This window comes from Paracoccus tegillarcae, from assembly GCF_002847305.1.
GTDB lineage: Bacteria > Pseudomonadota > Alphaproteobacteria > Rhodobacterales > Rhodobacteraceae > Paracoccus > Paracoccus tegillarcae.
Genome location: NZ_CP025408.1, coordinates 1,835,636 through 1,860,700 on the forward strand (window position 1 = coordinate 1,835,636; position 25,065 = coordinate 1,860,700).

Below are 25,065 nucleotides of genomic sequence, written 5' to 3' on the forward strand. Positions count from 1 at the left end.
TGTACAGCCTGTGCCCGCGCTGTGCACTGATTGTGCGACGAAAATCCCAGCAATTGCTGGCGCAAAACGGATCGCCCCTAAAACGGTGCCGTTGCGCTGAAATTAACCGCCACGCCGCTGTCAGGATGTTTCACCCGCAAGCTTTCGGCATGCAGCATCAGCCGCGGATGATCCGCCGCCGCGCCCGTCGCATATAACGGATCGCCAAGGATCGCGTGCCCGATCTCGGCCATATGCACCCGCAACTGATGCGTGCGCCCGGTCAGTGGAAACAGCCGCACGCGGCTTTCCTGATCATTGGCTTTCATCACCCGCCAATCGGTCTGCGCGGGCTTGCCCTGCTGGTGATCGACCATCTGGCGCGGGCGGTTGGGCCAGTCCACGATCAGCGGCAGATCGACCGTTCCGGTCTTGGGTTCCAGCCGTCCGGCGACGCGGGCGACATAGATTTTCCTGGTCTTTCGATCCTCGAACTGCTTGGACAGCTTGCGCTGCGCATGGGGCGTCAGGCCAAAGATCATCACGCCGGACGTGTCCTGATCCAGCCGATGCACCAGCAGGATCGTCGGAAAGGCTCCGCGCAGGCGCTCGATCAGGCAATCGGCCTTGTCCGGGCCTTTTCCGGGCACCGACAGCAGACCAGCGGGCTTGTTCACCACCAGAATTTCATGGTCGGCATGGATCACATCAAGCGGGTCGGTGGGCGGATCGTAGCTCTGGTTCACTTGACCACCAGACGCACCGCCAGCGCGGCAAACATCACAGCCGCGATCTTGTTGACCAGCCCGAGCCGGCGTCCCAGCATCTGCCCGGCATAGCCCGCAACGATGCCGTAACCCATGGTGACCAGCGTGCCCGTGAAGGCAAAGATCAGGCCCAGCCCCAGGATCTGCTGCCAGATCGGGCCATAGGCCGGGCTGGTGAATTGCGGCAGGAACGCCAGCAAAAACAGCACCGGCTTTGGGTTCAGGATGTTCGACAAGGCGCCGCGCCGGATGATGTTCCAAGGCCTGCGCGAGCCGCGCGCCTCGGGCTCGACCGGCCCCGCGGCCCAGCTTTTCCATGCCAGCCACAGCAGATAGGCCGCGCCGATATATTTGATCGCACGCAAAGCCTCGGGATGGGCGGCGACGATGGCGCCCAGCCCGACAGTTGCCAGCGTCAGATGAAACAGCACGCCCAGCCCGACACCAAATCCCGCCAGTGCACCCGCGCGCGGTCCACCCTGTATGCCGCAGGCGCTGGAAAAGAACACGTCTTGCCCCGGCGCGAAATTCAGCACCAGGCCGCCGGCGATAAAGGCCATCAACTGCGGCAGCGGGATATTGGCGATCGTGTCCCAGATCATGGTTTGTCGCACTTGTCCTTGGTTTCAGGATCGTATGGCGGGCATCTTATTGCGGGCGTTGCGGCAGTCCATCCGCGATCTGATAATAGTCGCCCTTGTCGGCGACAAAGATATGGCCGGTCAGCGCCAGCCCGGTCGGATTGTCCAGCGCACCGGGCGAGAACGAGACGGTATCGCGGCCAAGCGGCCGCCAGAACAGAACCGATCCACAATTGCTGCAAAAACCGCGCTCAGCCTCGGATGAAGAGGCGAACCAGCGCACCGGGCCGGCGATCCTGGGCTGTTCGAGGTGAAACGAGGCCCAGACATGGCCCGACCACTTTCGGCACTGGCCGCAGTGGCAGGCGGTCACATCGGAACTGCCGGGTTGCCCGGAAAACCGAACCTCACCGCACAGGCAGGCGCCCCGGACCTCAGATTTCGCCGAATGTGTCACCCAGAATGCCCCCCAGCCTGTCCGCATCTTCTGTGGTGAAAGCGTCGGGCAGATTGCTGTCGATGTCCAGCACACCGATCAGCCGCCCATCCTTGCCCCGGACCGGCAGCACGATTTCCGACCGGGTGCTGCTGGCACAGGCGATGTGGCCCGGAAAGGCATCGACATCCGCGACCATTTGCACCGCACCGGTGCGTGCGGCGGCACCGCAGACCCCGCGAGAGAACGGAATGACCAGACAGCCGTGACCGCCTTGATAGGGTCCGATCTTCAGCAATTCGGGCGCGACAACGCGGTAAAATCCGGTCCAGTCGAAACGGTCATCGGATTGGTGGATTTCGCAGGCCAGCGTGGCCATCAGCGCGACCTCGTCGGTCTCGCCCTCGGTCAGGGCCCTGATGCGGGCCGCTAATGCGTCATAATCGATCATCTGGCCTATCTAGGCGGGGCGGGCGCGATGGAAAAGAGCCTATGCGCCCAGACCGCTATCGGCCATGCGGCCCCGCAACAGATCAAGCTGCTGGCGGTCGGCGCGGGCACGGTGCTTTTGCTGCGCCTCTCGCGCGGCCTCGGCGTCGCGATCTGCGAGGGCCTGAACGATGCGCCGGTGTTCGATATTCGATTGTGTGGGCTTGGGGCGCAGCGGCACGATCATCATGCGGGGGCGATATTGCTGACCCCAATATTCGTCCAGCGTACGCAGCAGGCGGGCATTGCCGCACAGGGCCGCGATCGAGGAATGAAAATCGTCATCCAGATTGGACCATTGCGCGATATCGCCCGCCTCGGTCAGGCGCTCCATCCGGTCCAGCAGTTGCAGCAGGCCGTCATGTTCCGCGTCAGACAGACCGCGTAAAGCGACCAGTTCGACCGCGCGAATTTCCAATGCCGAAAGCACATCGAGAATATCGCGCACGTCGCTGAGCGTCAGGTTGAGCACGGTGATGCCATGGCGGGGCCGGATCGAGATCAGGCCCTCTTCGGCCAGCCGGATCGTGGCCTCGCGAACCGGAGTGCGAGACAGCGACAGCAGCGCCGCCAGTTCGGTTTCCAGCAGGGTGGTGCCCGGCGCCAGCCGCCCCGTCAGAATGCGATAGCGCAGGTCGTGATAGGCCCGGTCGCGCGCCGGCATGGCGGCGATACCCGACAGGCTGGGTCTGGGTCGCGCAGGCCGGACGGCTGCGGTCGGTGGTGGGGCGATCCTAGGCCGCGCCATGGCCGGTGTCGCGGATATGGGCGCGGATGATGTCCTGGAAACTCGCGTCGGTGGTAAAGCCCAGCTCGGTTGCGCGCGCGGCGTTGAAATCGCGCGGCCAGCCAGCAACGATGGCGCGGATGGTGGCGTCGGGTTCGCGCTTGACCAGTGCTGCGGTTTCCGGTCCCGCCACCTCTTCCAGCGCGGCCAGCATATCGGCGATGGTTACCGACAGGCCCGGCATGGTCAGGCAGCGGCGCGGGCCGACCGGGGCCAGATCCATCGTTGCCGCATGCAGCAGATAGCCAAGTGCGGAATCGGGGCTGGCGACCCAGTGGCGCACATCGTCATCGACCGGCAGCACGGCGGGTATGCCTGCCAGCGGTTCACGGATGATGCCCGAGAAAAAGCCCGAGGCCGCCTTGTTCGGTTTGCCCGGCCGCACGACGATGGTGGGCAAGCGGATGCCGATGCCGTCAAAGATGCCGCGGCGGGAATAGTCGTTCAACAGCAATTCCCCGATCATCTTCTGTGCGCCATAACTGGTCAGCGGCGCGGTGATGAATGTGTCGGTGATGGGCTCTTCGAATGGTGTGCCAAAGACGGCGATGGATGAGGTATAGACCACGCGCGGGTGATAATCGGGCAGGGCGCGGATGGCTTCGAACAGATGGCGCGTGCCATCCATATTGATGCTGTAGCCCTTGTCGAAATCCGCCTCGGCCTCGCCCGAGACGATAGCCGCGAGGTGAAAGATCACGTCGGGCCGTTCAGCGACCTGCGCCTCTACCGTGGCGCGATCTGCAATGTCGCCCGCGCGGATATCCAGCGACGGACCGTCAGCGGTGGCTTGCAAATCAGCGGGAATCACGTCAAAGGCCGTGATCTGATCCACGGCCTCGTTGCCCAGCTTGCCGGTCGTCAGCAGATGCTGCGCCAGTTTGCGGCCGACCATGCCGGCCGCTCCGATAATCAGGATATTCACTGAGACTCCCCCCGGTCTTGCGCTCTTATGTATACATTATCGGCGCGACTGGGGAAATCAAGGCATGTGCAGCATCCCGCGCGTCGCAAGGTTTCGCATCAGCGCAGCGGTGCCAAAGCGCCATTCGGGGCATTCGGTCGACAGGGCCACCGTATTGACCAGACTGCCAAGTTTGGGCTCGCTGATGCTGACGCTGTCGCCGGGATGATGGGTAAAGCCCTGGCCCGGCGCGTCCCGGTCCTGTGTCGGTGCAAACAGCGTGCCCAGATACAGCATGAAGCCGTCGGGGTATTGGTGGTGGCGACCAAGCGTCTGACCGACAAGATCACTGGGGTCACGGCTGATCTTTGACATCGACGAGCGCCCGTCCAGCACGAAGCCGTCCGTGCCCTCGACCTTCAGTGTCAGTTCCGCCTGCCGCACGTCATCCAGCGTATAGCCGTCATCGAACAGCCGGATGAACGGGCCGATCGCGGCGCTGGCATTGTTGTCCTTGGCCTTGCCCAGCAGCAGCGCCGAGCGCCCCTCGATATCGCGCAGGTTCACGTCGTTGCCAAGCGTTGCGCCCTTGATGCGGCCCTGACTGTCGACGGCCAGCACGATCTCGGGTTCGGGATTGTTCCAGCGGCTGATCGGATGCAGGCCAACGCGCGCGCCCCAGCCAACCGAGGCCATCGGCTGACATTTGGTGAACACCTCGGCATCCGGGCCGATCCCGACCTCCAGATATTGCGACCACAGCCCTTCCTCTTGCAGGATCCGCTTGACCTCTGCCGCGCGTTCGGACCCCGGCACGATGCCCTTGAGATTATCGCCCACCCTTGCGCCGATCCGGCTGCGGATCTCGGCGGCGGCGTCGGGGTCGCCGGCGGCCTGTTCCTCGATCACCCGCTCGACCATCGATTCGGCAAAGGTCACGCCGCTGGCCTTGATCGCCTGCAGGTCGGCCGGCGATAACAGGCGCAGCGCGTCCGCATCATCCGTGGGCTGTTCCAGCGCGGCCAGATCGCAGACAGGTTCGCCCGTGACTGTGGCCAGCCATCCGGCGGGGTCGTCCAGTTCCAGCAGGTCGCGCATTGTCGGCACCTTGGGCGTGGTCACGTCGATGACCTTGCCGTCGCGCACCAGGACCAGCGCCGGTCCGATCTCTGGCCGCCAGATGCGCCCCACAAACAGCCCGTCCTGAGGCAAATTCAGTTTCGCCATGATATCCCCCACTTGTCTGGCGGCGATTATGGTATACCATTTTTCCGACAGCAAGTCCGGGAGGAAGATGATGGCAGAGAAAGCAAGGATCGGTTTTATCGGCGTGGGCTATATGGGCCACGGCATGGCCAGGAACCTGATCAAGCAGGGCCACCCGATGCAGGTCATCGGCAACCGCAATCGCCAGCCGGTCGAGGATCTGCTGGGCCAGGGCGCGACCGAGGCCGCCTCGCCAAAGCAGATGGCGTCCGAGGTGGACATCATCCATCTGTGCCTGCCCAATTCGGTCAGCGTCGAGGGCGTTATGCGTGGCCCGGACGGCATTCTGGCTGGCGCGCATGAGGGGCTGATCGTGATCGACGCGACGACGGCCGATCCGAACTCGACCATTGCGCTGGCCGAAGAACTGTCCGCCAAGGGTGCGAAGATGGTCGATGCGCCTTTGGGTCGTACACCGAAAGAGGCGGAAGAAGGCACGCTGGACGCCATGGTCGGCTGTGATGAGGAGACATTTCAGCAGGTGCTGCCGGTGATCGATTGCTGGGCGGGCAACATCAACCATATCGGGCCGGTCGGATCGGCCCATAAGATGAAGCTGATCATGAACTTCATTTCGATGGGCTATGCCGCGCTGTTCGCCGAGGCGCTGGTGACGGCGGGTGCTGCGGGGATCAGCCCGCAAACCGTCCAAAAGGTCATCGGCTCCAGCCGCATGTCGAACGGCTTTTTCGATACCTTCATGTCGGCAGCGGTGGGCCGGGACCGCGAGGCGCACAAGTTCACCATCACCAATGCCGCCAAGGATCTGCGCTATTGCGCGGCGATGGCGATGCAGTCCGGGATCGCCAATCCCATGGGTGCGGCGATGCGCAACAGCTTTGCCACGGCCGAGGCAACAGGGCATGGCGGCGATTACGTGCCGCAGCTTGCCGATATCATGGCGCAGTTGAACGGGCTGGACATGGAAGAACTGGTCACGGCGGGCAAGGGCTGATCAACAGCCCCGCCCGCCCATGGGTCAGGCGGGGCCGGCGCCTTGCGTGGCGGTCGGCACCGCATACAGCGACTGGCTGGCCGCCATGAACAGGATGTTCCGCTTGGGCCCGCCGAAACAGACATTGCCGCAGACCTCGGGCAGGCGAATGCGGCCCAGCAAGGCGCCTTCGGGCGACCAGCAGGTCACGCCGCTATATCCGACGGCCCGGCCCGCATTGCTGGAGGCCCACAGGTTGCCATAGACATCGCAGCGCAGCCCGTCGGGCCCGCATTTCACCCCGTCAACCATGCAGTCGGTAAACACCGTGCCGTTCGAGGCGGTGCCGTCAGCGGCGATGTCAAAGGCAAAGACCTCGCCCTGTCCACCCTCTCCGGTGTCGCCGGGTCCTTTGCCGGTGCTGGCCACGTAAAGCCGGCTGCCATCGGGCGACAAACACAGTCCGTTCGGGTTCTGCACCTGCGCCTCTTCGATCATTCGGGTAACGGTGCCGTCGGTGCCGATCCGGTAAACGCCGTGGCCCATCTCGCGGACCGCCTCGCCGATTTCGGGGGGCTGGCCCAGGGTGTTGTCGATCAGCCCGTCCGGGTTCGATGGCCCGCCGGCGGCGTCCGGTGCACCTTCGTACAACTGCCCGCCATAGGGCGGATCCGTGAACCAGATGCTGCCATCTTCGTGTTCCACCACATCATTGGGCGAATTAAACCGCTGGCCTTCGAAACGGTCGGCAAGGATGGTGACCGATCCGTCAAGTTCATAGCGCACGACCCGGCGGGTCAGGTGTTCGCAGGTCAATTGCCGGCCCTGCCTGTCAAAGCTGTTGCCGTTCGAGTTGTTGGACGGCGCGCGAAACACGCTGACATGGCCATCATCTTCCAGCCAGCGCAGTTGGTGGTTGCTGGGAATATCGGACCAGACAAGGAATTTGCCGACGCTGTTCCAGGCCGGTCCCTCGGCCCATAGCGCGCCGGTCCATAGCCGCTTGATCGGGGCGTTGGGCTGGGCAAGCCCGTTGAAAGCGTCATCGACGGCAATGACATCAGGGTCCCAGAAATAGACGTTGGGTTCTGCATCCGGGCCAAAGCTTCGGCGTGGATCGGTCACGGTCGAATAGGGCTCGGCCGGTGCTGCGACATCCTGCGCATGGGCGGCGCCGACGACCAGCGCCGCGCTGCCAAGGCCGATGGCAGATAGGGATTGGCGGCGGGTCAGACCCCGCCCGAAAGACGATTGACTCATGATTTCTCTCCCTAGGTGACTGCGGTTCTGCTATAGCGCGGGCTTGCGCTTTACAGACCCCGCAGAGATGGTATACCAAAATTCAGGGTCACGGTAAATCGCCGTATGGTGGAGGGAAGCATGTCGGACACACGCGCCAATAAACGTTTCCGTAGTCAGGAGTGGTTCGACAATCCGAACAATCCGGGCATGACTGCGCTGTATCTGGAACGCTATCAAAACCAGGAATACACGCGCGAGGAATTGCAGGGCGAGCGCCCTGTGATCGGCATCGCCCAAACCGGCAGCGATATCGCGCCCTGCAACAAGATCCACGTCTTTCTGATGGACCGCATCAAGGCCGGCATCCGCGACGGTGGCGGCATTCCGATGGAATTCCCGGTGCACCCGATCCAGGAAACCGGCAAGCGTCCCACCGCCGCGCTGGACCGCAACCTTGCCTATCTGTCGCTGGTCGAGGTGCTGCACGGCTATCCGCTGGACGGTGTCGTGCTGACCACCGGCTGCGACAAGACCACGCCCGCCATGCTGATGGGCGCGGCCACGGTCGATATACCGGCGATTGCGCTGAATGGCGGCCCGATGCTGGACGGCTGGTGGAAGGGCAAGCGGGCGGGCTCGGGCACGATTGTCTGGGAAAGCCGCCGGCTGCTGGTCGAGGGCAAGATCGATTATGACGAATTCATCAGCCGGGTCTGTGCCTCGGCGCCCAGCCTTGGCCATTGCAACACCATGGGCACGGCCAGCACGATGAACGCAATGGCAGAGGCGCTTGGCATGTCGCTGACCGGCAATTCGGCCATTCCCGCGCCCTTCCGCGAACGCATGGGCATGGCCTATGAGACCGGCAGGCGCATCGTGCAGATGGTGCTGGACGATCTGAAACCATCTGACATCCTGACGCGCGAGGCCTTCGAGAACGCCATTGTCGTCAACGCGGCCATTGGCGGATCAACCAACGCCCCGCCGCATTTGCAGGCCGTTGCCCGCCATGCCGGTGTGGAACTGAATGTGAAGGACTGGGAAACCGTCGGCTTCGAAGTGCCACTGCTTTTGAACATGCAGCCGGCGGGCGAATATCTGGGGGAAAGCTTTTTCCGCGCCGGCGGCGTGCCTGCCGTGATGGGCGAGTTGAAGAACGCAGGGCTGATCCGCGAGGACGCGATGACCGCCACCGGCAAAACCATGGGTGAGAACCTGAATGGCTGGGACAGCCGCGACCCGGACGTGATCCGCACCGTCGCTGACCCGATGCGTCAGAATGCGGGCTTCCTCGTGCTGTCGGGCAACCTGTTCGATTCGGCGTTGATGAAGACCAGCGTGATCTCGCCCGATTTCCGTCAGCGCTTCCTGTCACATCCGGGCGCTGAAAACGTCCACGAGGCCCGCGCCATCGTCTTTGAGGGCCCCGAGGATTACCACGACCGGATCAACGACCCGGCCCTGAACATCGACGAGAACTGCATCCTGTTCATCCGCAATGTCGGCTGCGTCGGCTATCCCGGCAGCGCCGAGGTGGTGAACATGCAGCCGCCTGACGCGCTGATCAGACAGGGCATCAACCACATGCCAACCGTGGGCGACGGACGGCAATCGGGAACGTCCGAAAGTCCGTCGATCCTGAATGCCAGCCCCGAATCCGTGGTGGGTGGCGGTCTGGCGCTGCTGGAAACCGGCGATATGGTGCGGCTTGACCTGAACGCGCGGACCATGAATGCGCTGGTCGATGAGGCCGACTGGCAAGCCCGTCGCGACGCATGGACGCCGCCAGAGCTGGTCAACCAGACGCCCTGGCAGGAGATCTATCGCAAGAATGTCGGCCAGCTTGCCGATGGCGGCTGTCTTGAGCTGGCGACCGCTTATCACCGCGTGGTCAAGGATCTGCCGCGCGACAACCACTAACCCAAGAGGGCGACCATGGCCGATCAGCAGACGATCATCATCACCGGTGCCAGCAGCGGCATTGGCCGCGTCACGGCGCAGCATTTCCTGAAACAGGGTTGGCGCGTGGGCCTGATCGGCCGGCGCGAGGATCAGTTGAACGAAACGGCAGGCGGCGATGCCAATGCGCTGTCACTGCCCTGCGACGTGACTCAGGCCGATGCGGTGGATGCCGCCTTTGACATGTTCATCGGCAAGTGGGGCCGGGTGGACGCATTGTTCAACAATGCCGGCACCAATATCCCCGCCGCCACACCGGACGAGATTGCGCCGGATGATTTCAAGCTGGTCATCGACGTGAACCTTAACGGCATGTTCAACTGCGCCCGCGCCGCCTTCCGGGTGATGCGGTCGCAAGACCCGCAAGGCGGGCGGATCATCAATAACGGCTCGATCTCGGCGCATGTGCCGCGCCCGGGCTCAATCGCATATACCGCCAGCAAGCATGCGGTCACGGGAATGACGCGCTGCCTTTCGCTGGATGGGCGGCCCTTCGATATCGCCTGCGGTCAGGTCGATATCGGCAACGCGCTGACCTCGATGGCCGAACGCATGACGCGCGGCGTGCCGCAGGCGGATGGCTCGAACAAGGTCGAACCGGTGATGGACGCCCAACAGGTCGCGGACGCGGTCTGGTATATGGCGAACCAGCCGGATGGGACGAATATCCAGTTCCTGACCGTCATGGCGACCAAGATGCCCTTTATCGGGCGGGGCTAGGATGAGCCTCTCACTGTTCGACCTGACCGGACGCTGCGCGCTGATCACCGGATCTTCGCAAGGCATCGGATTGGCGCTGGCACAGGGGTTGGGGGCCGCTGGTGCGCGCATCGTTCTGAACGGGCGCAACCCAGATAAGCTGGACGAAACCGCCGACCTGCTGCGTCAGGATGGGCTGGAGGTCGAGACCCTGTCCTTTGACGTGACCGATCACGATGCGGTTCGCGCGGCGGTGGATGGATTCGAGGTCGATCACGGCGCCATCGACATCCTGATCAACAATGCCGGGATGCAGCACCGCGCACCGCTGGAGGAATTCCCGGCAGATGCCTTTGAAAAACTGTTGCAGACCAATATCGCCAGCGTGTTTCACGTCAGCCAGGCGGTTGCGCTGCACATGATCCCGCGCAAGGCCGGCAAGATCATCAACATTGCCAGCGTGCAGACCGCGCTGGCCCGGCCCGGCATCGCGCCCTACACGGCGACCAAGGGTGCGGTGGCCAACCTGACCAAGGGCATGGCGACCGATTGGGCGAAACACGGGCTGAACTGCAACGCCATTGCGCCGGGCTATTTCGACACGCCACTGAACGCCGCGCTAAAGGCAGATGAGGCGTTCAATGACTGGCTGTGCAAGCGCGCGCCGGCGGGGCGGTGGGGCGATTTGCCCGAACTGGTGGGCGCGGCGATCTTTCTGTCGTCGGATGCCTGCAGCTATGTGAACGGAACGACAATTTTTGTGGACGGGGGCATCACGGCCTCGGTGTAAAGGAAAAAGCATGACCGATACGCTGGCAATTGGCGGATATACAGGCGCGGATGCGCAGGCTTTGGAACAGGATTTCAGCGCAAAGATCGTGTCTGGTCTGGATGCGCTGGACGAGTTGTCGCCCGAGGCGCGCGAACAGGTGCGCGGCGTCGCCTATCAAGGCCATGCGCCCTTTGATGGTGAGCAAATGGATAAGCTGCCGAACCTCAAGGTGATCGCCAATTTCGGCGTGGGATATGATGCGATCGACGTGGCGGCCGCCAGTCAGCGCGGCATCACCGTCACGAACACGCCCAATGTGCTGAATGATGACGTGGCCGATCTGGCTGTGGGCATGCTGATCGCGCAGGTGCGCGACTTTGAGGCCGGCGCAAAGGCCGTGCGCAGCGGCGATTGGGCGGCCAAGGGGGCACTGCCCTTGGCGCGCAAGATGTCGGGTCGCAAGATCGGCGTGCTGGGCATGGGCCGGATCGGTCGCGAGATCGCCGACCGCCTTGCGGCCTTCAAAACCGAGATTCACTATCAGTCGCGCAGCCAGAAGGACACGCCGGGCTGGACCTATCACGCCGATCCGGTTGATCTGGCGCGGGCGGTCGATGACATCGTCATCGCCATCGTCGGTGGCCCCGAGACCGAAGGCTTTGTCAGCGCCGAGGTTCTGGCCGCTTTGGGGTCGGACGGGGTAGTCGTGAACATCGCCCGCGGCAGCGTCATCGATGAAGAGGCGCTGATCGAGGCGCTGAGCGACGGCACCATCCGCGCCGCAGCACTGGACGTGTTCCGGGGCGAGCCCAAGGTCGACCCGAGATTATCCAAGCTGGACAATATGTTCCCCCTGCCGCATATCGGCTCGGCGACGGTCGAGACACGCGCCGCGATGGGGGCTTTGCAAAGGCAAAACCTGCGCGCAGGGCTGGATGGGCAGACGCCGCCTACGCCGGTAAACTGACCGCCCAGACAAGGAATGACAGATGAGTGCGGACGACCAGGACGACCAGGATCTTAGCCAGATCGACCGCACCATTCCCGTCACCATCGCCGACCAGTTGCGACGAGAGATCCTGAACGGCGATCTGCCCCCCGGCACGACGATCAAGGAACGCGACAACGCCGACAGGTTGGGCATCAGCCGAACGCCGCTGCGTGAAGCCGTTCGTATCCTGGCAAAAGAGGGGCTGGTGACATTGCGTCCGCTGCGCAGTCCGATCGTCGCGGCACCCACGATGGACGAGGTGCGCGACGAGATTGCCGTCATGCGGATGCTGGAACTGATGTCGGGTGAACTGGCATGTCGCAACGCCACTGACGCGGAAATCAGCCATATCCGGGATATGGCCCAGCAGGTCGAGCAACTATATTTCAGCGCGGACAAGGTCGATGTCTTTGGTCTGGATATGGCGATGCATTCGGCCATCGTTGCTGCCAGCCATAACGCGGCGCTGGCCCGGACCCACAGCGAATACCTGCGCCGGCTTTGGCGGATCCGATTTATGTCGGCGCGGCGGCGGGATGATGCGAACCGGACGCTTGGCGATCATGCTGGCATTATCGATGCGTTGTCGCGGCGCGACGAGGCCGATATTCGACGTCATCTGGACAATCACATGAACGGTATGCTCGGCAATATCGAGGCGCATTTCCGCGCGGCGACCCTGCCCGACTGACACGGCGCGAGGGTCAGACGGGCTTTTGCAGATCATCCTCGGCATCCACGGGCGACAGACCTAGCGCCTCCATCCCGGCCTCGAGAAGATCACCCAGACGGGGCTCCCCCATCAGGTAATCTTCGGTGGGCGTGGTTTTTTCTTCGCGCGCCGTGGCGATGGCCTCGGCCCGATCATCGGCGTCAAAGCTGTCGCGACCGATCCACATCACGGCGACAAGGCTGGCCTGTTCGTCCTCATTCAGACCTTCGATGAACTCATGCAGTTCGGTCCTTGCGCCATATTGCCGGCGCTGACCGCTACCGACCCAGGCATCGATATTGCTGTCATATTCGCGGGCGCGGATGATGACATAGGCGATCTTGTCGGACGTGATTTCCAGCATGGCGGCCTCTGAGGTTCGACCCCATGATGCCGTCAATCCTTGCGCCCGAACAAGCGCTCGATATCCGACAGTGGCAATTTGACCCATGTGGGGCGGCCGTGGTTGCACTGGCCGGATTTCGGCGTGCGTTCCATTTCGCGCAGCAGGGCGTTCATTTCCTCGGCGGTCATGCGGCGACCGGACCGGACAGAACCATGACACGCCATCGACGACAGCACCGCGTCGATCCTTGCGCGCAGGCGGTCCGATGTACCCTGATCGGCCAGATCGTCCAGAATGTCGCGGATCAGCGCGGCGGCATTCAGTTTGGTCAGCATCGCCGGGGCCTCTCGCACGGCAATGCTGCCGCCGCCAAAGGGTTCGATCACCAGGCCCAGGCTGGCCAGATCATCGGCAATCGACAGGATGCTTGCGGCGTCGGCCTCGGACAGGTCGACGATCTCGGGGATCAGCAGGGCCTGGCTGGTGATGCCGTTGGCCTCGGCCTGCGCCTTTAGCCGCTCATAGACCAGCCGTTCATGCGCGGCGTGCTGGTCGACGATGACCAGTCCGTCGTCGGTCTGCGCGACGATGTAGTTTTCGTGGATCTGCGCGCGCGCGGCACCAAGCGGTGCGCTGGTGGGCCCGGCCAGTTCTGCCATGGGCGCGGGCATCTCCATCCGGGCCGATGGCGTCTCTGCAAAGCCGGGGCTGTCAAAGACCGGCGCTTGCGCCTCATAGTTGGCACGCATTGCCCCGGCACTGGGCCGATAATCCATCTGATAGACGTGCGGCGTGGCGGTGCTTTCTGGCTGAAACGCACCAAGCGTCGCCGCGCCAACCGTGGACGAGGCGCGATGCCCGGCACCCGCCAGCGCATGGCGCAGCGCGCTGACGACCAGGCCGCGCGCAATGCCCGGATCGCGGAACCGGACCTCGGATTTGGCGGGATGAACGTTCACGTCGACCAGTTGAGGATCGCAGGTCAGAAACAGGACGGCGGCGGGGTGGCGGCCACTGGCAAGCACGTCCATATATCCCGCCCGCAATGCCCCGGTCAGCAGCTTGTCGCGCACCGGGCGACCATTGACAAAGATATGCTGCGCGACCGCCGCGCCGCGCGAATAGGTCGGCAGGGCGGCAAAACCGGTCAGGGTGATCTCGTCCCGCGTGGCGTCCAGCGGCACCGAATTGTCGATGAAGTCACGTCCCATGATGCGCGCCAGCCGGGCTTGCATGGCGCCGAACAACTCACCCTGTTCCGCATCGGCGCGAAAGACCGTGCGATCGCCGTCCGACAGGCTGAAGCCGACATAGGGCTCGGCCATTGCCAGTCGCTTGACCACATCGGCGATGGCCTGCGCCTCGGCCCTGTCGGTGCGCATGAATTTCAGTCGCGCAGGGGTGGCAAAGAACAGATCGCGCAGTTCGACCACGGTGCCGTGATTGCCCGCTGCCGGTCGGACCGGGTCAATTCGCCCGCCGGCAACCGAAATCGCCGCGCCGTCGCCACCAGCGACACGCGATGTGATGGTTAGCCGTCCCACCGCGCCAAGGCTGGGCAGCGCCTCGCCGCGAAAGCCAAAGCTGCGAATGTTCAGCAGGTCACTGCCATCGATCTTGCTGGTGGCGTGGCGTGCCAGCGCCAGAGGCAGGTCATCGGCCGTCATGCCGCAGCCGTCATCTGACACGCGGATCAGGCTCTTGCCGCCATCTGCAACGGTGATGTCAATGCGGGCGGCGCCCGCGTCCAGAGCGTTTTCGATCAGTTCCTTCACCGCCGAGGCCGGCCGCTCGACCACTTCACCCGCTGCAATGCGATTCGCAGCGGTTTCGTCCAACTGTCGGATAACAGGGCGGATATTGGGGGCATGGCTATTCATGCCCCCAGATATAGCATTGCCGCCAGAGGCCGGAAAGAAATTCATGCTGTTTTGCCATCAATTGGAAACCAGAAGGCTGACTCGACTGTTGGTTGAAGAAGGCAAACAGATTTAGGGGGAATTGATATGACCGGGAAATTGACCATTTTGATCTTGAGCGGAACTCTGGCCCTTGCGGCTTGCGGTCCCAACACTGCCACCCGTGCAACGACCGGCGCGGCGACCGGCGCTGTTGTCGGGGGCCCTGTGGGCGCCGTCGCTGGTGCTGCCCTGGGCGGCTCGGGGGCTGTTCGCGTCGAATAAGCACTCACCGCAGGCGATAGCTTTTCGAAGATTGAAAAAAGCAGACGACGGGCCGGGGTTTATCCCCGGCCCATTTTCTTAGGCAATGCTGCCAGTGACCGACGGTCGTGCGCCGGTTTAGTTGCTCTGAACCGCGGCATCCTCGGCGGCATCGGCGCCTTCACCCTCGACACCCTCGGGCCGCCCGACCAGCACAAAGCGCAGATTGTCGGTGTCCAACAGGCGTTGCGCGACACGTTGCACATGTTCGGCAGTGACGGCCTCGACCTGATCGTTGCGGGTGTTGACGTAATCGGCGGGCAGGCCGATCAGTTGCATACCCGCAAGAATGCTGGCGATCGCCCTGTTGCCGTCGAAGCGCAGAGAATATTCTCCGGTCAGGTAGGTCTTGGCGTCGTTCAGTTCCTGCTCGGTCACGCCCTCGGCCATGCGCGCCCATTCCTGCCGGATCAGGTCCACGCCCTCTGCCACCTTGTCATTGGCGCTGGCCATGCCGCCGGTCCAGGTCTGTCCGTAAAGCCCGGTCGCCAACCCTGTGCGCACACCATAGGTCAGGCCACGCTTTTCACGGATCTCGTCCATCATGCGCGAGGAAAACCCGCCACCACCCATAATGTGGTTGGTGACGGTCGCGGCGAAGTAATCGGGATCTTCCAGCGGCAAACCGGGACCAGCAAAGGCAATGATCGTCTGCGGGCTGTCCCAATCGACCACGGTCAGACCGCCGGTCAGTTGCAGATCAACCGCTTCGGGCAGAGGTGCCGTGCCGGTTTCCGGCAGGCCACCGAGGATCTTGTCCAGCAGCGGCTCCAGCTCTTCGGGGGTGATGTCGCCGGCGACGCCGATATGGACGCGGTCGCGGGCCAGGACGCGGTTCTTGGCGCTCACCAGATCCTGGCGCGTCAGTTTGCCGACCGATTGAGCCGTCCCGTTGAGCGAACTGCCATAGGGGTGGTCGCCCCATGCCTGACGAGCCAGTTCCTTGGCGGCAATCGTCTGAGGATCGGAATCCCCCGACCTGATCACAGCCTGCACCTGCGCGCGCACACGTTCGATTGCATCGTCGTCAAAACGCGGCTGCGCTAATGCCATGGCCAGCAGATCGGCCGAAGCATCCAGGTTTTCGCTTAGCGCGCGAAAGCTGATCGTGACTTCGTCATTGCCCGCGTTGAAGCTGGTCGAAGCGCCAAGGGTCTCTAGCGTCGCGGCGAATTCCTCGGCCCGCATCTTGCCCGCGCCCTCTTCGATGGTCGAGGTCATCAGATTGACGGCGCCGCGCTTGTCGGGTGCATCCAGCGAGGCGCCGCCTTCGAATTCGAGGGTCATGGCGATGAAGGGGATCGAATGATCTTCGACCAGCCAGGCCTCGATCCCACCGGGCGAGGTGACCTGCTGAATATCGACGGCATGGGCCGGCACCGCCAATAACGTCAGCATCAGTGCGAAAGTGGCGCGGATCATTCCTGCGACTCCTTTTGGCGGTTTTCGGGTGCGGGCTGTTCTGGCAGCAGCCACCCGGTGACGCTGGCATCGCTGTCCAGCACGTCGCGGGCTGCGGCCATCACATCCTCGGCGGTCACATCAGCCAGAATATCGGGCCAGTCATTCACGTCCTCGATGCTCAGCCCGGTCGACAGGCCCTGACCATAGTCATAGGCCCGGCCATGCGCGGAATCCTGTGCATAGATTCTGGAGGCGCGAATGCCGGTCTTGACGCGTTCCAGATCGTCGGGATCGGGGCCTTCTTCAAGGAAATCTGCCAGAACCTGATCCAGCAGGGCCTCGGCCTCTTCGGGTAACAGATCGTCCGCGGGCGCCATCGACAGCACGAAGGTCGTCGGATCGACGGCCAGACCGTCATAGCCGGCACCGACCCACAGCGCCTTGCCGGGCAATGCCAGTTTGCGGCCCAGAACCGAGGTCTGCATCGACCCGCCCAGCAACTCGGCCAGAACGGTCAGCGCGGCTGCGCTTTTCTGGTCGCCGCGATTGCGCTCGGTCGCGATGGCGGTGCGCACCATGATCGGTTGCGGCACACGCGCATCGACCCGCTGCATCCTGCGGGGCGAGGCCTGTTCGGGCTCCTGCGGGCGGCTGCGTTCGGCAAGGTCTTCCTTGGCCGGGATCGGGCCATAGAATTCATCGGCCAGTTCGCGGGCACGTTCGGGTGTCACATCGCCCGCGAGAATCAGGATCGCGTTGTTGGGCGCGTAGTGGCTGTCATACCAGTCAATCGCATCCTCGCGCGTCAGGCCCATCATCTCTGCCCGCCAGCCGATAACAGGTCGACCGTAAGGGTGGTTATAGAACTGCACGGCATTGCGTTCCTCGGCGAAGAGGGCGCTAGGCTCGCTGTCGGTGCGTTGCGCGCGCTCTTCCAGGACGACCTCGCGTTCGGCCTGCCAGTCATCGGGGCCAATCTTGAGATTGGCCATCCGGTCTGCCTCCATCTCCATGATCAGGGGCAGCCGGTCGGCGGCGATGCGCTGGAAATAGGCGGTGTAATCGTAAGAGGTGAAGGCATTGTCCTTGCCGCCATTGGCAATCACCGTCTTTGACAACTCACCGGGCGCCAGCTTGTCGGTGCCCTTGAACATCAGATGCTCGAGATAGTGCGCGATGCCGGACTTGCCCGGCTGCTCATCCGCCGCGCCGATCCGATACCAGACCATCTGCACCACGACCGGCGCGCGATGATCTTCGATTACCACGGTTTCCAGCCCGTTGGGCAGGGTGAAGTGCGAGATGCCATCGGGCATATCGGCCAGCGACATGGCTGGCAGGACGGCAAGGGCAGCGGTCAGGGTCAGGGCGCGCATCAAGAGCTCCGGAAAGGATGCGCGGAAACTGCCTTCTGCAGAGCCGCGGCGCAAGCGGGCCTCGCGCGTTTGTGTCGTGAACCGAAAATTCATCGCGCACCGCATGGATCGCCACGGCTTTTTGCGGCGCAAAGCACAGGTTGCGAAAAATCATGGCGGAATGCGCATATTTCATGGCTCTTCAGCCTGTTTTGGGCTGGCCAAGACAGATTTGATTTGCTTTTTATGTAGCTGTGATTAGCAAGCTTCATGCCCCCGAAGCCAAGGACGAGTAGTATGAGTTTCAGTGTTTCCGATCGGAACAGCTTGCCGGCTGTCCAGTTGCCCGGTGTTTCGCGCTTCAAGCAGACCACCGCGCTGATTGGCGCGACGCTGCTGTTCTGTATGCCCCTCGCGCAGGCATACGCTGACACCGTATATTACAACTACGAAGGGCCGGAGGATTCGCCCGAACCGCAGACCGGCGGTGTTTGGGCAGATTCGAACTCACACGATAACTGGATCGAACGGGATGAAGACACCGGCGAGTTCATTCCGGGCAATGATCGCTTTCGCAGCGGTGACGACGTCCATTTCCTTTCGACCACTGACACGCTTATCGAAATCGGGATTATTGACACCGTCGATCCGAATGACATCGTCATCGAAGACGGCACCTTCGAGTTTAACGCGATTGACGGCGACTCAGCGGTTGAAGCCTCTACGCTGACTGTCCTTTCCGGTTCGCGGCTCAATCTGGACGTCGATACCGTCATCGATCCCGGTGCGTCGGGTTCGGAAGCGGCTGTCAGCGTTGCTGGCACGCTGCTTGTTCGGGTCGATCGTGAACTGGAGGTTCTGGAGGATAGCATTGACGTGGTGTCCAGCGGCGATCTGATCGTGGGCGGCACTATCAGAGGTGACGTTTCGATCAACGACACCGGCACGATCTCATTTGGCACGTCGGGGTCGATCATAGGTCGACTGGACATCAATAGAACGGATGCAGTCGTCAACGGCAACGTGCGCGAGCTGTGGGTGAATGAGGGTGGAAGTGCGACCTTTGGCGGCGCTCAGTCACGGGCGCTCTGGGCGATAAACAACTATGGGACGCTGTCGCTGCGCGCCGGGACCTATTCGGGCGCGCTCTACAACGGCGGCGACCTTAATCTCGCCGAGAATGTCGGTATCGCCACGACGTCTGCCTCTGCGATTGTTGCATATAACTATGCCGATGGTACGATTCTGGCCGATGGTGGCGACCGCACACTGACGGTCAATGGCACGCTGGATAACCACGGGACGCTGGCCGGCGATGCTGCCGACAGCACACTGACAGTCGAGGCAACACGGATCGTCGTTCGTGATGGCTCGGTCTTTACTGGCAATGTTGTGCTGTCGGGGGCGATTGACAACGAAGCCGAGTTTGACCTTGCATATGCGCCTCAACTGGGTGGCACATTTACCAATCGCGCCGGCGCGACGGCGTCTGTCACGAATGCATCAGATGCAGTCGACGGCAACCAGCAAGACTTTATCAATACCGAAGATGCGGGTGTTGCGGCGAGTCTGAATATTGACGCAGGCAGTCTGACCAACCTGGCGGAACTGCAGAACAACGGCGGCTCGGTGCGGGTTTCCGAAGGCGCGGAACTGGGCGCTACGACGATCACGCATAACGCTGGCATCTTTACCAGCGCCGGCACACTGATCGGCGCGGTTACAGCAAATGCAGATGCCCAGATCGAGGACACGGTCAATGGGTCCTTTACAGTTGCCGACGGAACAACGACGGTCACAGGCGCGCTTGATTTCGGGGCCACGTCCGGCGGCGGGCTGCTTGCCGTAGGCACCGATGGCGAACTGGTTCTGAGCGATGGCATCACCGTTACAACGGCCAACCTGACCAGCACAGGTGCGGTCAATCTGGGAACGGGCGGGGTGGTCGATGGTGACCTTTCCTCTGGTGGCACACTGATCGGGACCGGCGAAGTCACCGGCGATCTGATCTTCACCGGAAATGGTACATTTTACGGCGGCACGAGCCTGACCGTCGATGGCGCGGTTGTGAACGATCGCAGCGGTTCTGTGCTGGTTTCGCAAATTACAGGGATCACGTTCGATCATTTGATCAACAGAAGTACGGCTGGCGCGTTGCTCATCAACCAGGCCAGAACCGTGGATATCACCAACGAAGCGGGCGCTTTGCTTGAGGTGAATCAGGCGGTCACCGGTACTGTGACAACGTTTGGCGCGACCAACCTGAGACATAACATTGTCGGCGCTTTGGTGGTCGCGGATGGGCTGACACGGATCGGCGTGCCGACACTGGGACTGGACACGCCGGTGAGGGTAGGTGGCCCTGATGGACTGACCCTTAGAATTGAAGAGGGCGGTGAACTGCGCGTAATCGAGGGTGATCTGACCTCGACGGGCGATGTTCGGGCCTTGGGCAAGCTGGACCTGCGTCCAGGTCGGGTCTTGACTGCTGCGAACGTGTATATTTCCGGTTCGGATGGCGCTACCGGGCTTAATGCCAGCTATCTGAGCGGGCAAATCGACGGAGCCCTGACCGTGACGCCCGATGGCACGGCGACTCTGGATGGCGTGACGGTCACCGGCACGGTGGTCAACAACAATATCATTCTTGGCAACGACGATAGTGGCGGTTCCGTTGTCATGCAAAATCGCTTTGTAAACCGCGGTACCGCCAGTTTCGGCAGCGAGACCAACGTGGCCGAGATTCGGGGCCAATTGGTCAACCAAGAGGGTGCTTACGCTGATATTATCGGCAATGTGACGGCAAGCACAGATCATCCCGGGGTGGTCATCAATTCCGGCGAGCTGCATCTGACGGGCAATGTCGCGGGAACGGTCAACAACTCTGGCGGTATTCTTGAGCTGACCGGCGATATGGGCAGGCTTATCAATGACGAAGACGGCAACGCCACGATCACCGGGGATGTGGGAACTGCCGGAGCATTGGCGTACTGGGACGTCGTCAACCGCGGCGATCTGATCCTGACCGGAAACGTGGCCAACAGCTTGCGGAACTTTGGCACTGCGAGGGTGACGGGTGCGATTGGAGGCAACGCGGTCTCGAACGAAGCTGGCCAATTGTATTTGTCCGGCAGTGTCGGTCAGGACATCCAAACCAATGGCGCCGATGCCGTTGTGCATATTGCCGGAGATACAACTGCCGCAGACCTGATCAATCAGGGCACGACAAATATTCAGACATCGGCGACGCTTGGTCTTGCGGCAGCAACCGTGAACAATGGCAGCGGCGCAAGACTGACCGTGAACGGGACGCTTGAGAATACCGACCCGGCGGCTGCGTTCGGCGTGCAGAACGACCAGGGCGGCGTCGTGGCGGTCACGTCGACCGGCACCCTGGATGGCGATCTGACCAATAACGGCGTCGCCAACATTGGCGGTAACATCACTGGCGATATCGTGAATAACGACAATAGCCCCGCGCCCGCTGATGCGGGTGTGCTGAACCTCTGGACCGTTGCCAATGTCGACGGCGCCGTGACCAATTCCGGGGTCGTCAACGTTACGGGTGGCGATCCTTCGTCGGACGGCACTGACTATGTTGTCGTGGCGGGTGGCGTAACGAACGCAACTGGCGGGACGGTAAATGTGACCGGCGCGCTGGATGCGGATATGCTGAACCAGGCGGGCGCGGACCTGAATCTGGATGGCGGCAAGATCGCGGGTGTTGTCACGAACGAAGCGGGCGCTGATATCCTGAGCACGAGCGGCTATATTGTCGGTGAGGTCAACAACTACGGCACATTCACGGTCGACCTTGATACCTTCGTTGAAGGCGACTTCAACAACTTTGAGGATGCGCTGGTCACGCAGACCGGCGGCATTTCTACGCTGACTGTCGATGGTGTCTTTACCAATGACGGAATCATCAGCGCCGGTGATTTCAGTGAGATCCGGATCGCCACCGAGAACTTCGTCAACGACGGCACGCTAGAAGGCAGCGTCGTCATTCTAGGCGACGTCAGCAATAACGGCCGCATCATCTATAGCAGCGACACCACTCTCACCGACGATCTGGAAAGCGCGGGCACCGTGCGGGTCTGGGCAACGGTGACCGGCGACGGCGACAATGCGATTGTGAACAACGGGCTGTTTGACGTCTCGCGGGGCGGAGAGCTGCTGAACGTCGCGACGGTCGAGAACAACGATGTCTTCGTCATCGAAGAGGGCAGCCGCGTCCAGACTGGCAGCTTTACCAACAATGCGGGCACGCTGGCCAATGCCGGCACGATCGAGGGCGACGTCAGCAATATGGCCGGGGCAGAACTGACCTCGACCGGCGTGATCGACGGTAATCTTTACAACGAAGGCATTGCCGAACTGTCGGGCACCATCACGGGCGACCTTGAAACGGCGGATGCACCCGGCACGACGACTGATATTGCCAATGTCGTAGGTGATCTGGCAATCGGCGGAAATCTGGACAACGGCGGCAGCCTGCTGACAGCCGCTGGCACAGAGCTTGCCGTGGCGGGTTCGTTCACCAACCAGAGCGGCGGCGATGTGGTCGCCAACGGCACGGTTGTCGCGGCCAATGTCGTCAACGGCGGCACCATGGCGCTGCGCAGCGGTTTGCAGGGCAACTTGCAGAACAATGGCAGCGCTCAGGTGAGTGGCACGGTGACCGGCGATGTAGCCAATAGCGGGACAGCCGGGCTTTCGGGCCGGATCCTCGGCATGCTGACCAATGACGGCGACACGAGTGTGGCCAGCGACCGGATTGATCTTACCGGCAACCTTCGCGTTGGTGCTGTCGTCAATAGCGGCGGGGCGCTGGTTGTGGCGAATGACCGCACCCTGCGTGTGGACAACAACCTGCGCAACACAGGCGATGGTCGGCTTGCCATTGATGGCAATGTGGTGGTCGGCGGGACGCTGCTGAACGATTCCAGCGAGCAATTGGTCATGGCGTCAGGCTCGAGGCTGACGGGTAACCTGCAAAATGAAACCAGCGCGCGTTTGAACGGAACCATTGACGGATCGGTGCTGAACCGCGGTCCGGCTGGCATGTCAGGTCGCATTACCGGCACGCTGATCAATGAAGGCGCCCGGCTGGAAACGACCGGCGATCTGGTGGTCGTCGGCGCCGTGGTGAACCGGCCGCAGCCTCTGACCCCGGGCACCCCTGCGCCGGGTTCGATGCAGCAGGCGCCAGGCGCCCCGACGACCTTGATTGTCAACGCGGCGACGACGATGACCGCCGGCGGCGGGCTGACCAACGAAGCAGGCGCAACCGTCCGCGTCGCCGGGCAGCTGAACGGCGACGTTGTGAACCGGGGCCTCTTCAGGCTGGAAAACCGCCTGCAAGGCGATCTGAACAATCAGGGCACCGCGTTCCTCGTGGGCGAGATCGACGGCAACCTGACTTATGCCGAGGGCAGCACGCTTGAGATTTCTCATGCAAGCAGGCCCCATGAACTGGTCGTCACGGGTATTTTCGACTCATTCAACGATTTCGCGGTGCAGGAAGAAGATACCCTGCAAGTCGGTCGCTATATCAACCGCGCCGAGAACGAATTGACGGTCGCTGGTAATATGAGCGGCCTGATCGAAAACGATGGCAGCCTTGTTGGTATTGATGGCGGGCAGATCGGAAGCCTGACGAACCAAGGCAGCTTTGATGTTGGCGGTAGTTTCGCGTTGAACGGGTCGATGACCAATGATGGCACCGTCAATATGGCCGATAACGGCGTTGCGACGGACGTGCTGACGATCAATGGTTCGGTCAGCGGTGCGGGGACCTATGCCCTGAACCTCGATATGAATGCCAATGGTGGTGCTGGCGCATCCGATCTGGTCGTTGTGCGCGGCGGTGCGGTCACCGGGTCGATCCTGCTCAGCTTTGATGACGAAACTGTCGCGGGTGGCGCAACCGACGCGTCCAAGCGCATTCTTGTCTTTGATGTCGATGGCAGCCAGGGCAGTGCCAACAGCTTTACCTATTCAGCCGAAGGCCTACCGGCCGCCAGCGAACGGGTCATCTACTCGGTCATTCAGGACGGCGCTTCGGGCGACCTTTATATGACCGACGCGATCAACCCTGCCCTGGGTGCTCTGTCGGGCAACCTGGCGCTGACACAAAGCCTGATCGGCTCGGTCGTCAACCGGCCTTCCAGCCCCTTTGTTCCGGGGCTTGCCGGCGGCGCGGGCGAAAAGCCTTGTGGCGCCGGGGCCTGGGCGCGGGCGCTAGCAGGTCGCGCCAGTGCGACGGGTCAGACCTCGTCTGGTGACTTCTCGATCGCAAGTTCGATCGAAGCCAGCTATCGCGGTCTGCAATTCGGCGGCGATCTGGCCTGTTTCGAGGGCAGCGTCAGCGGATGGAACGTCGCCATGGGTGTGATGGGCGGCGTCAACGACGGAACCACCACGCAGCCGGTCTATGTCAACGACCCGACCGATCCTTCGCAACTGACCGACGTTCTGGGCAGCATCAATAACGGTGATTTCCGCCAGCTCTACGGCGGCGTCTATGCGACGGCCAGCCGTGATCGCTGGTTCCTTGACCTGCAGATGCGGCGCGAACGGACCAGCTTTACCATCGACAACCAGCCGGTCGGGGCCGACAATCTGGGTCTGCAACTGCGCGACTCTGGCTTTGACAGCAACGCGACCACGATCAGCGGTGCCGTCAGCTATGCCTATACGCTGCCGCGCGAGGGCTGGCTGCTGGTTCCGACTGCCGGTTTCGCCTTCTCGAACCTGTCGGTTGACCCGATCTACTTCGAGGACGGGTCCGAGTTGCGGATCGAGGACAGCAAGAACCGTGTCGGCTTTATCGGCGGCACCGTGTCCAAGACCTTTGTCAACCAAGAGCGCAAGTCGATCATCAACACCTATGGCACCGCGACGATCTATAAGGACTTTGCGCCCGAAACGGCCTCGGTGTTCGTCATGCGCGACAGTGACGGCACGACCGAGCGGGAAGACGGCCTGACCTCCAGCAACCTCGGCACCTATGGTGAACTCAGCTTTGGTGTGAACTATTCCAAGGTGCTCGAAGCCGGCAGCGCTGGCAAACCACGGCAGTTCAACGCCTCGGTCAGGGTCGATGGGCGGACGGGCGACGTGCTGGACAGCTATGGTGTGACAGCGCAGATCCGCCTTCAGTTCTAAGCAGGGCGTGGTTTGGGGTCTTGACCACGCAGGCCGGGTCGCGGATTGTC

The 25,065-nt window shown here is 62.4% G+C and carries 19 protein-coding genes; 7 read left to right on the forward strand and 12 right to left on the reverse strand.

Annotated features, from left to right (window positions below; translation table 11 throughout):
* Positions 1 to 77 precede the first annotated feature (77 nt).
* From CUV01_RS08985 to CUV01_RS09015, 7 genes are read right to left on the reverse strand one after another with little or no spacing between them, the layout of a single operon-like run.
* Positions 78 to 725 carry an RluA family pseudouridine synthase gene (locus CUV01_RS08985; RefSeq protein ID WP_101460175.1) on the reverse strand — a complete coding sequence of 216 codons (648 nt, stop codon included), beginning with the start codon at positions 723 to 725 and terminating at the stop codon, positions 78 to 80.
* Positions 722 to 1,348 (reverse strand): LysE family translocator, encoded by a 627-nt coding sequence (locus tag CUV01_RS08990; RefSeq protein ID WP_101460176.1) that lies wholly within the window; start codon positions 1,346 to 1,348, stop codon positions 722 to 724. The genes CUV01_RS08985 and CUV01_RS08990 overlap by 4 nt, the downstream gene beginning before the upstream one ends.
* Before the next feature lie 46 nt (positions 1,349 to 1,394).
* Positions 1,395 to 1,784: a GFA family protein gene (locus tag CUV01_RS08995; protein WP_232962658.1), complete on the reverse strand. Its 390-nt coding sequence runs from the start codon at positions 1,782 to 1,784 to the stop codon at positions 1,395 to 1,397.
* Positions 1,762 to 2,214 (reverse strand): GAF domain-containing protein, encoded by a 453-nt coding sequence (locus tag CUV01_RS09000; protein ID WP_101460178.1) that lies wholly within the window; start codon positions 2,212 to 2,214, stop codon positions 1,762 to 1,764. The genes CUV01_RS08995 and CUV01_RS09000 overlap by 23 nt, the downstream gene beginning before the upstream one ends.
* A gap of 39 nt (positions 2,215 to 2,253) precedes the next feature.
* Complete coding sequence (locus CUV01_RS09005) at positions 2,254 to 3,000, reverse strand: GntR family transcriptional regulator (protein ID WP_198731900.1); 747 nt, start codon at positions 2,998 to 3,000, stop codon at positions 2,254 to 2,256.
* Positions 2,987 to 3,964: a D-erythronate dehydrogenase gene (denD, locus tag CUV01_RS09010; RefSeq protein WP_101460179.1), complete on the reverse strand. Its 978-nt coding sequence runs from the start codon at positions 3,962 to 3,964 to the stop codon at positions 2,987 to 2,989. Before denD ends, CUV01_RS09005 begins: the two co-directional genes overlap by 14 nt.
* 57 nt (positions 3,965 to 4,021) lie before the next feature.
* Entirely contained in the window at positions 4,022 to 5,170 is a 1,149-nt protein-coding gene (locus CUV01_RS09015) for a fumarylacetoacetate hydrolase family protein (RefSeq protein ID WP_101460180.1), read from the reverse strand.
* A gap of 70 nt (positions 5,171 to 5,240) precedes the next feature.
* On the opposite strand from CUV01_RS09015, the gene CUV01_RS09020 reads away from it, so the two are divergent.
* Positions 5,241 to 6,164: an NAD(P)-dependent oxidoreductase gene (locus CUV01_RS09020; protein ID WP_101461979.1), complete on the forward strand. Its 924-nt coding sequence runs from the start codon at positions 5,241 to 5,243 to the stop codon at positions 6,162 to 6,164.
* Positions 6,165 to 6,188: 24 nt separating this feature from the next.
* Here the strand turns inward: CUV01_RS09020 and CUV01_RS09025 are convergent, their stop codons facing one another.
* On the reverse strand, positions 6,189 to 7,403 hold the full coding sequence (locus CUV01_RS09025) for an SMP-30/gluconolactonase/LRE family protein (protein ID WP_101460181.1): 1,215 nt from the start codon (positions 7,401 to 7,403) through the stop codon (positions 6,189 to 6,191).
* 120 nt (positions 7,404 to 7,523) lie between these two features.
* On the opposite strand from CUV01_RS09025, the gene CUV01_RS09030 reads away from it, so the two are divergent.
* Genes CUV01_RS09030 through CUV01_RS09050 form a run of 5 tightly spaced genes read left to right on the forward strand, consistent with a single transcriptional unit; the run spans position 7,524 to position 12,497 of the window.
* Positions 7,524 to 9,305: an IlvD/Edd family dehydratase gene (locus CUV01_RS09030; RefSeq protein WP_101461980.1), complete on the forward strand. Its 1,782-nt coding sequence runs from the start codon at positions 7,524 to 7,526 to the stop codon at positions 9,303 to 9,305.
* Between the two features lie 15 nt (positions 9,306 to 9,320).
* Entirely contained in the window at positions 9,321 to 10,064 is a 744-nt protein-coding gene (locus CUV01_RS09035; RefSeq protein WP_101460182.1) for an SDR family oxidoreductase, read from the forward strand.
* A 1-nt stretch (position 10,065) separates the two neighbouring features.
* Positions 10,066 to 10,833, forward strand: coding sequence for an SDR family oxidoreductase (locus tag CUV01_RS09040; protein WP_101460183.1), 768 nt, complete (start codon positions 10,066 to 10,068; stop codon positions 10,831 to 10,833).
* Between the two features lie 10 nt (positions 10,834 to 10,843).
* Positions 10,844 to 11,782: a 2-hydroxyacid dehydrogenase gene (locus CUV01_RS09045; RefSeq protein WP_101460184.1), complete on the forward strand. Its 939-nt coding sequence runs from the start codon at positions 10,844 to 10,846 to the stop codon at positions 11,780 to 11,782.
* A gap of 22 nt (positions 11,783 to 11,804) precedes the next feature.
* Positions 11,805 to 12,497 (forward strand): GntR family transcriptional regulator, encoded by a 693-nt coding sequence (locus tag CUV01_RS09050; protein WP_101460185.1) that lies wholly within the window; start codon positions 11,805 to 11,807, stop codon positions 12,495 to 12,497.
* A 13-nt stretch (positions 12,498 to 12,510) separates the two neighbouring features.
* Here CUV01_RS09050 and CUV01_RS09055 read toward each other — a convergent pair whose 3' ends face one another.
* The 4 genes from CUV01_RS09055 to CUV01_RS09070 all read right to left on the reverse strand — a co-directional run bounded on the left by CUV01_RS09055 (position 12,511) and on the right by CUV01_RS09070 (position 17,866).
* Positions 12,511 to 12,882, reverse strand: a complete 372-nt coding sequence (locus CUV01_RS09055) for a DUF3775 domain-containing protein (protein WP_101460186.1) — start codon at positions 12,880 to 12,882, stop codon at positions 12,511 to 12,513.
* Positions 12,883 to 12,914: 32 nt separating this feature from the next.
* A complete protein-coding gene (gene mutL, locus CUV01_RS09060) occupies positions 12,915 to 14,744 on the reverse strand; it encodes a DNA mismatch repair endonuclease MutL (RefSeq protein ID WP_101461981.1) in 1,830 nt (609 codons plus the stop codon).
* A 420-nt stretch (positions 14,745 to 15,164) separates the two neighbouring features.
* Entirely contained in the window at positions 15,165 to 16,508 is a 1,344-nt protein-coding gene (locus tag CUV01_RS09065) for a M16 family metallopeptidase (RefSeq protein WP_198731901.1), read from the reverse strand.
* A complete protein-coding gene (locus CUV01_RS09070; RefSeq protein WP_101461983.1) occupies positions 16,505 to 17,866 on the reverse strand; it encodes a M16 family metallopeptidase in 1,362 nt (453 codons plus the stop codon). The genes CUV01_RS09065 and CUV01_RS09070 overlap by 4 nt, the downstream gene beginning before the upstream one ends.
* Positions 17,867 to 18,142: 276 nt before the next feature.
* Here CUV01_RS09070 and CUV01_RS09075 point away from each other — a divergent pair, with 276 nt between their 5' ends.
* Positions 18,143 to 25,015: a hypothetical protein gene (locus tag CUV01_RS09075; RefSeq protein WP_101460187.1), complete on the forward strand. Its 6,873-nt coding sequence runs from the start codon at positions 18,143 to 18,145 to the stop codon at positions 25,013 to 25,015.
* The last annotated feature ends 50 nt before the right edge of the window (positions 25,016 to 25,065 follow it).

Coding starts and splice junctions, on each gene's coding strand:
- CUV01_RS08990 (WP_101460176.1), bottom strand. CDS start 1,348: ATGATCTGGGACACGATCGCCAATATCCCGCTGCCGCAGTTGATGGCC.
- CUV01_RS09000 (WP_101460178.1), bottom strand. CDS start 2,214: ATGATCGATTATGACGCATTAGCGGCCCGCATCAGGGCCCTGACCGAG.
- CUV01_RS09005 (WP_198731900.1), bottom strand. CDS start 3,000: ATGGCGCGGCCTAGGATCGCCCCACCACCGACCGCAGCCGTCCGGCCT.
- CUV01_RS09015 (WP_101460180.1), bottom strand. CDS start 5,170: ATGGCGAAACTGAATTTGCCTCAGGACGGGCTGTTTGTGGGGCGCATC.
- CUV01_RS09020 (WP_101461979.1), top strand. CDS start 5,241: ATGGCAGAGAAAGCAAGGATCGGTTTTATCGGCGTGGGCTATATGGGC.
- CUV01_RS09025 (WP_101460181.1), bottom strand. CDS start 7,403: ATGAGTCAATCGTCTTTCGGGCGGGGTCTGACCCGCCGCCAATCCCTA.
- CUV01_RS09030 (WP_101461980.1), top strand. CDS start 7,524: ATGTCGGACACACGCGCCAATAAACGTTTCCGTAGTCAGGAGTGGTTC.
- CUV01_RS09035 (WP_101460182.1), top strand. CDS start 9,321: ATGGCCGATCAGCAGACGATCATCATCACCGGTGCCAGCAGCGGCATT.
- CUV01_RS09040 (WP_101460183.1), top strand. CDS start 10,066: ATGAGCCTCTCACTGTTCGACCTGACCGGACGCTGCGCGCTGATCACC.
- CUV01_RS09045 (WP_101460184.1), top strand. CDS start 10,844: ATGACCGATACGCTGGCAATTGGCGGATATACAGGCGCGGATGCGCAG.
- CUV01_RS09050 (WP_101460185.1), top strand. CDS start 11,805: ATGAGTGCGGACGACCAGGACGACCAGGATCTTAGCCAGATCGACCGC.
- CUV01_RS09055 (WP_101460186.1), bottom strand. CDS start 12,882: ATGCTGGAAATCACGTCCGACAAGATCGCCTATGTCATCATCCGCGCC.
- mutL (WP_101461981.1), bottom strand. CDS start 14,744: ATGAATAGCCATGCCCCCAATATCCGCCCTGTTATCCGACAGTTGGAC.
- CUV01_RS09065 (WP_198731901.1), bottom strand. CDS start 16,508: ATGATCCGCGCCACTTTCGCACTGATGCTGACGTTATTGGCGGTGCCG.
- CUV01_RS09070 (WP_101461983.1), bottom strand. CDS start 17,866: ATGCGCGCCCTGACCCTGACCGCTGCCCTTGCCGTCCTGCCAGCCATG.
- CUV01_RS09075 (WP_101460187.1), top strand. CDS start 18,143: ATGAGTTTCAGTGTTTCCGATCGGAACAGCTTGCCGGCTGTCCAGTTG.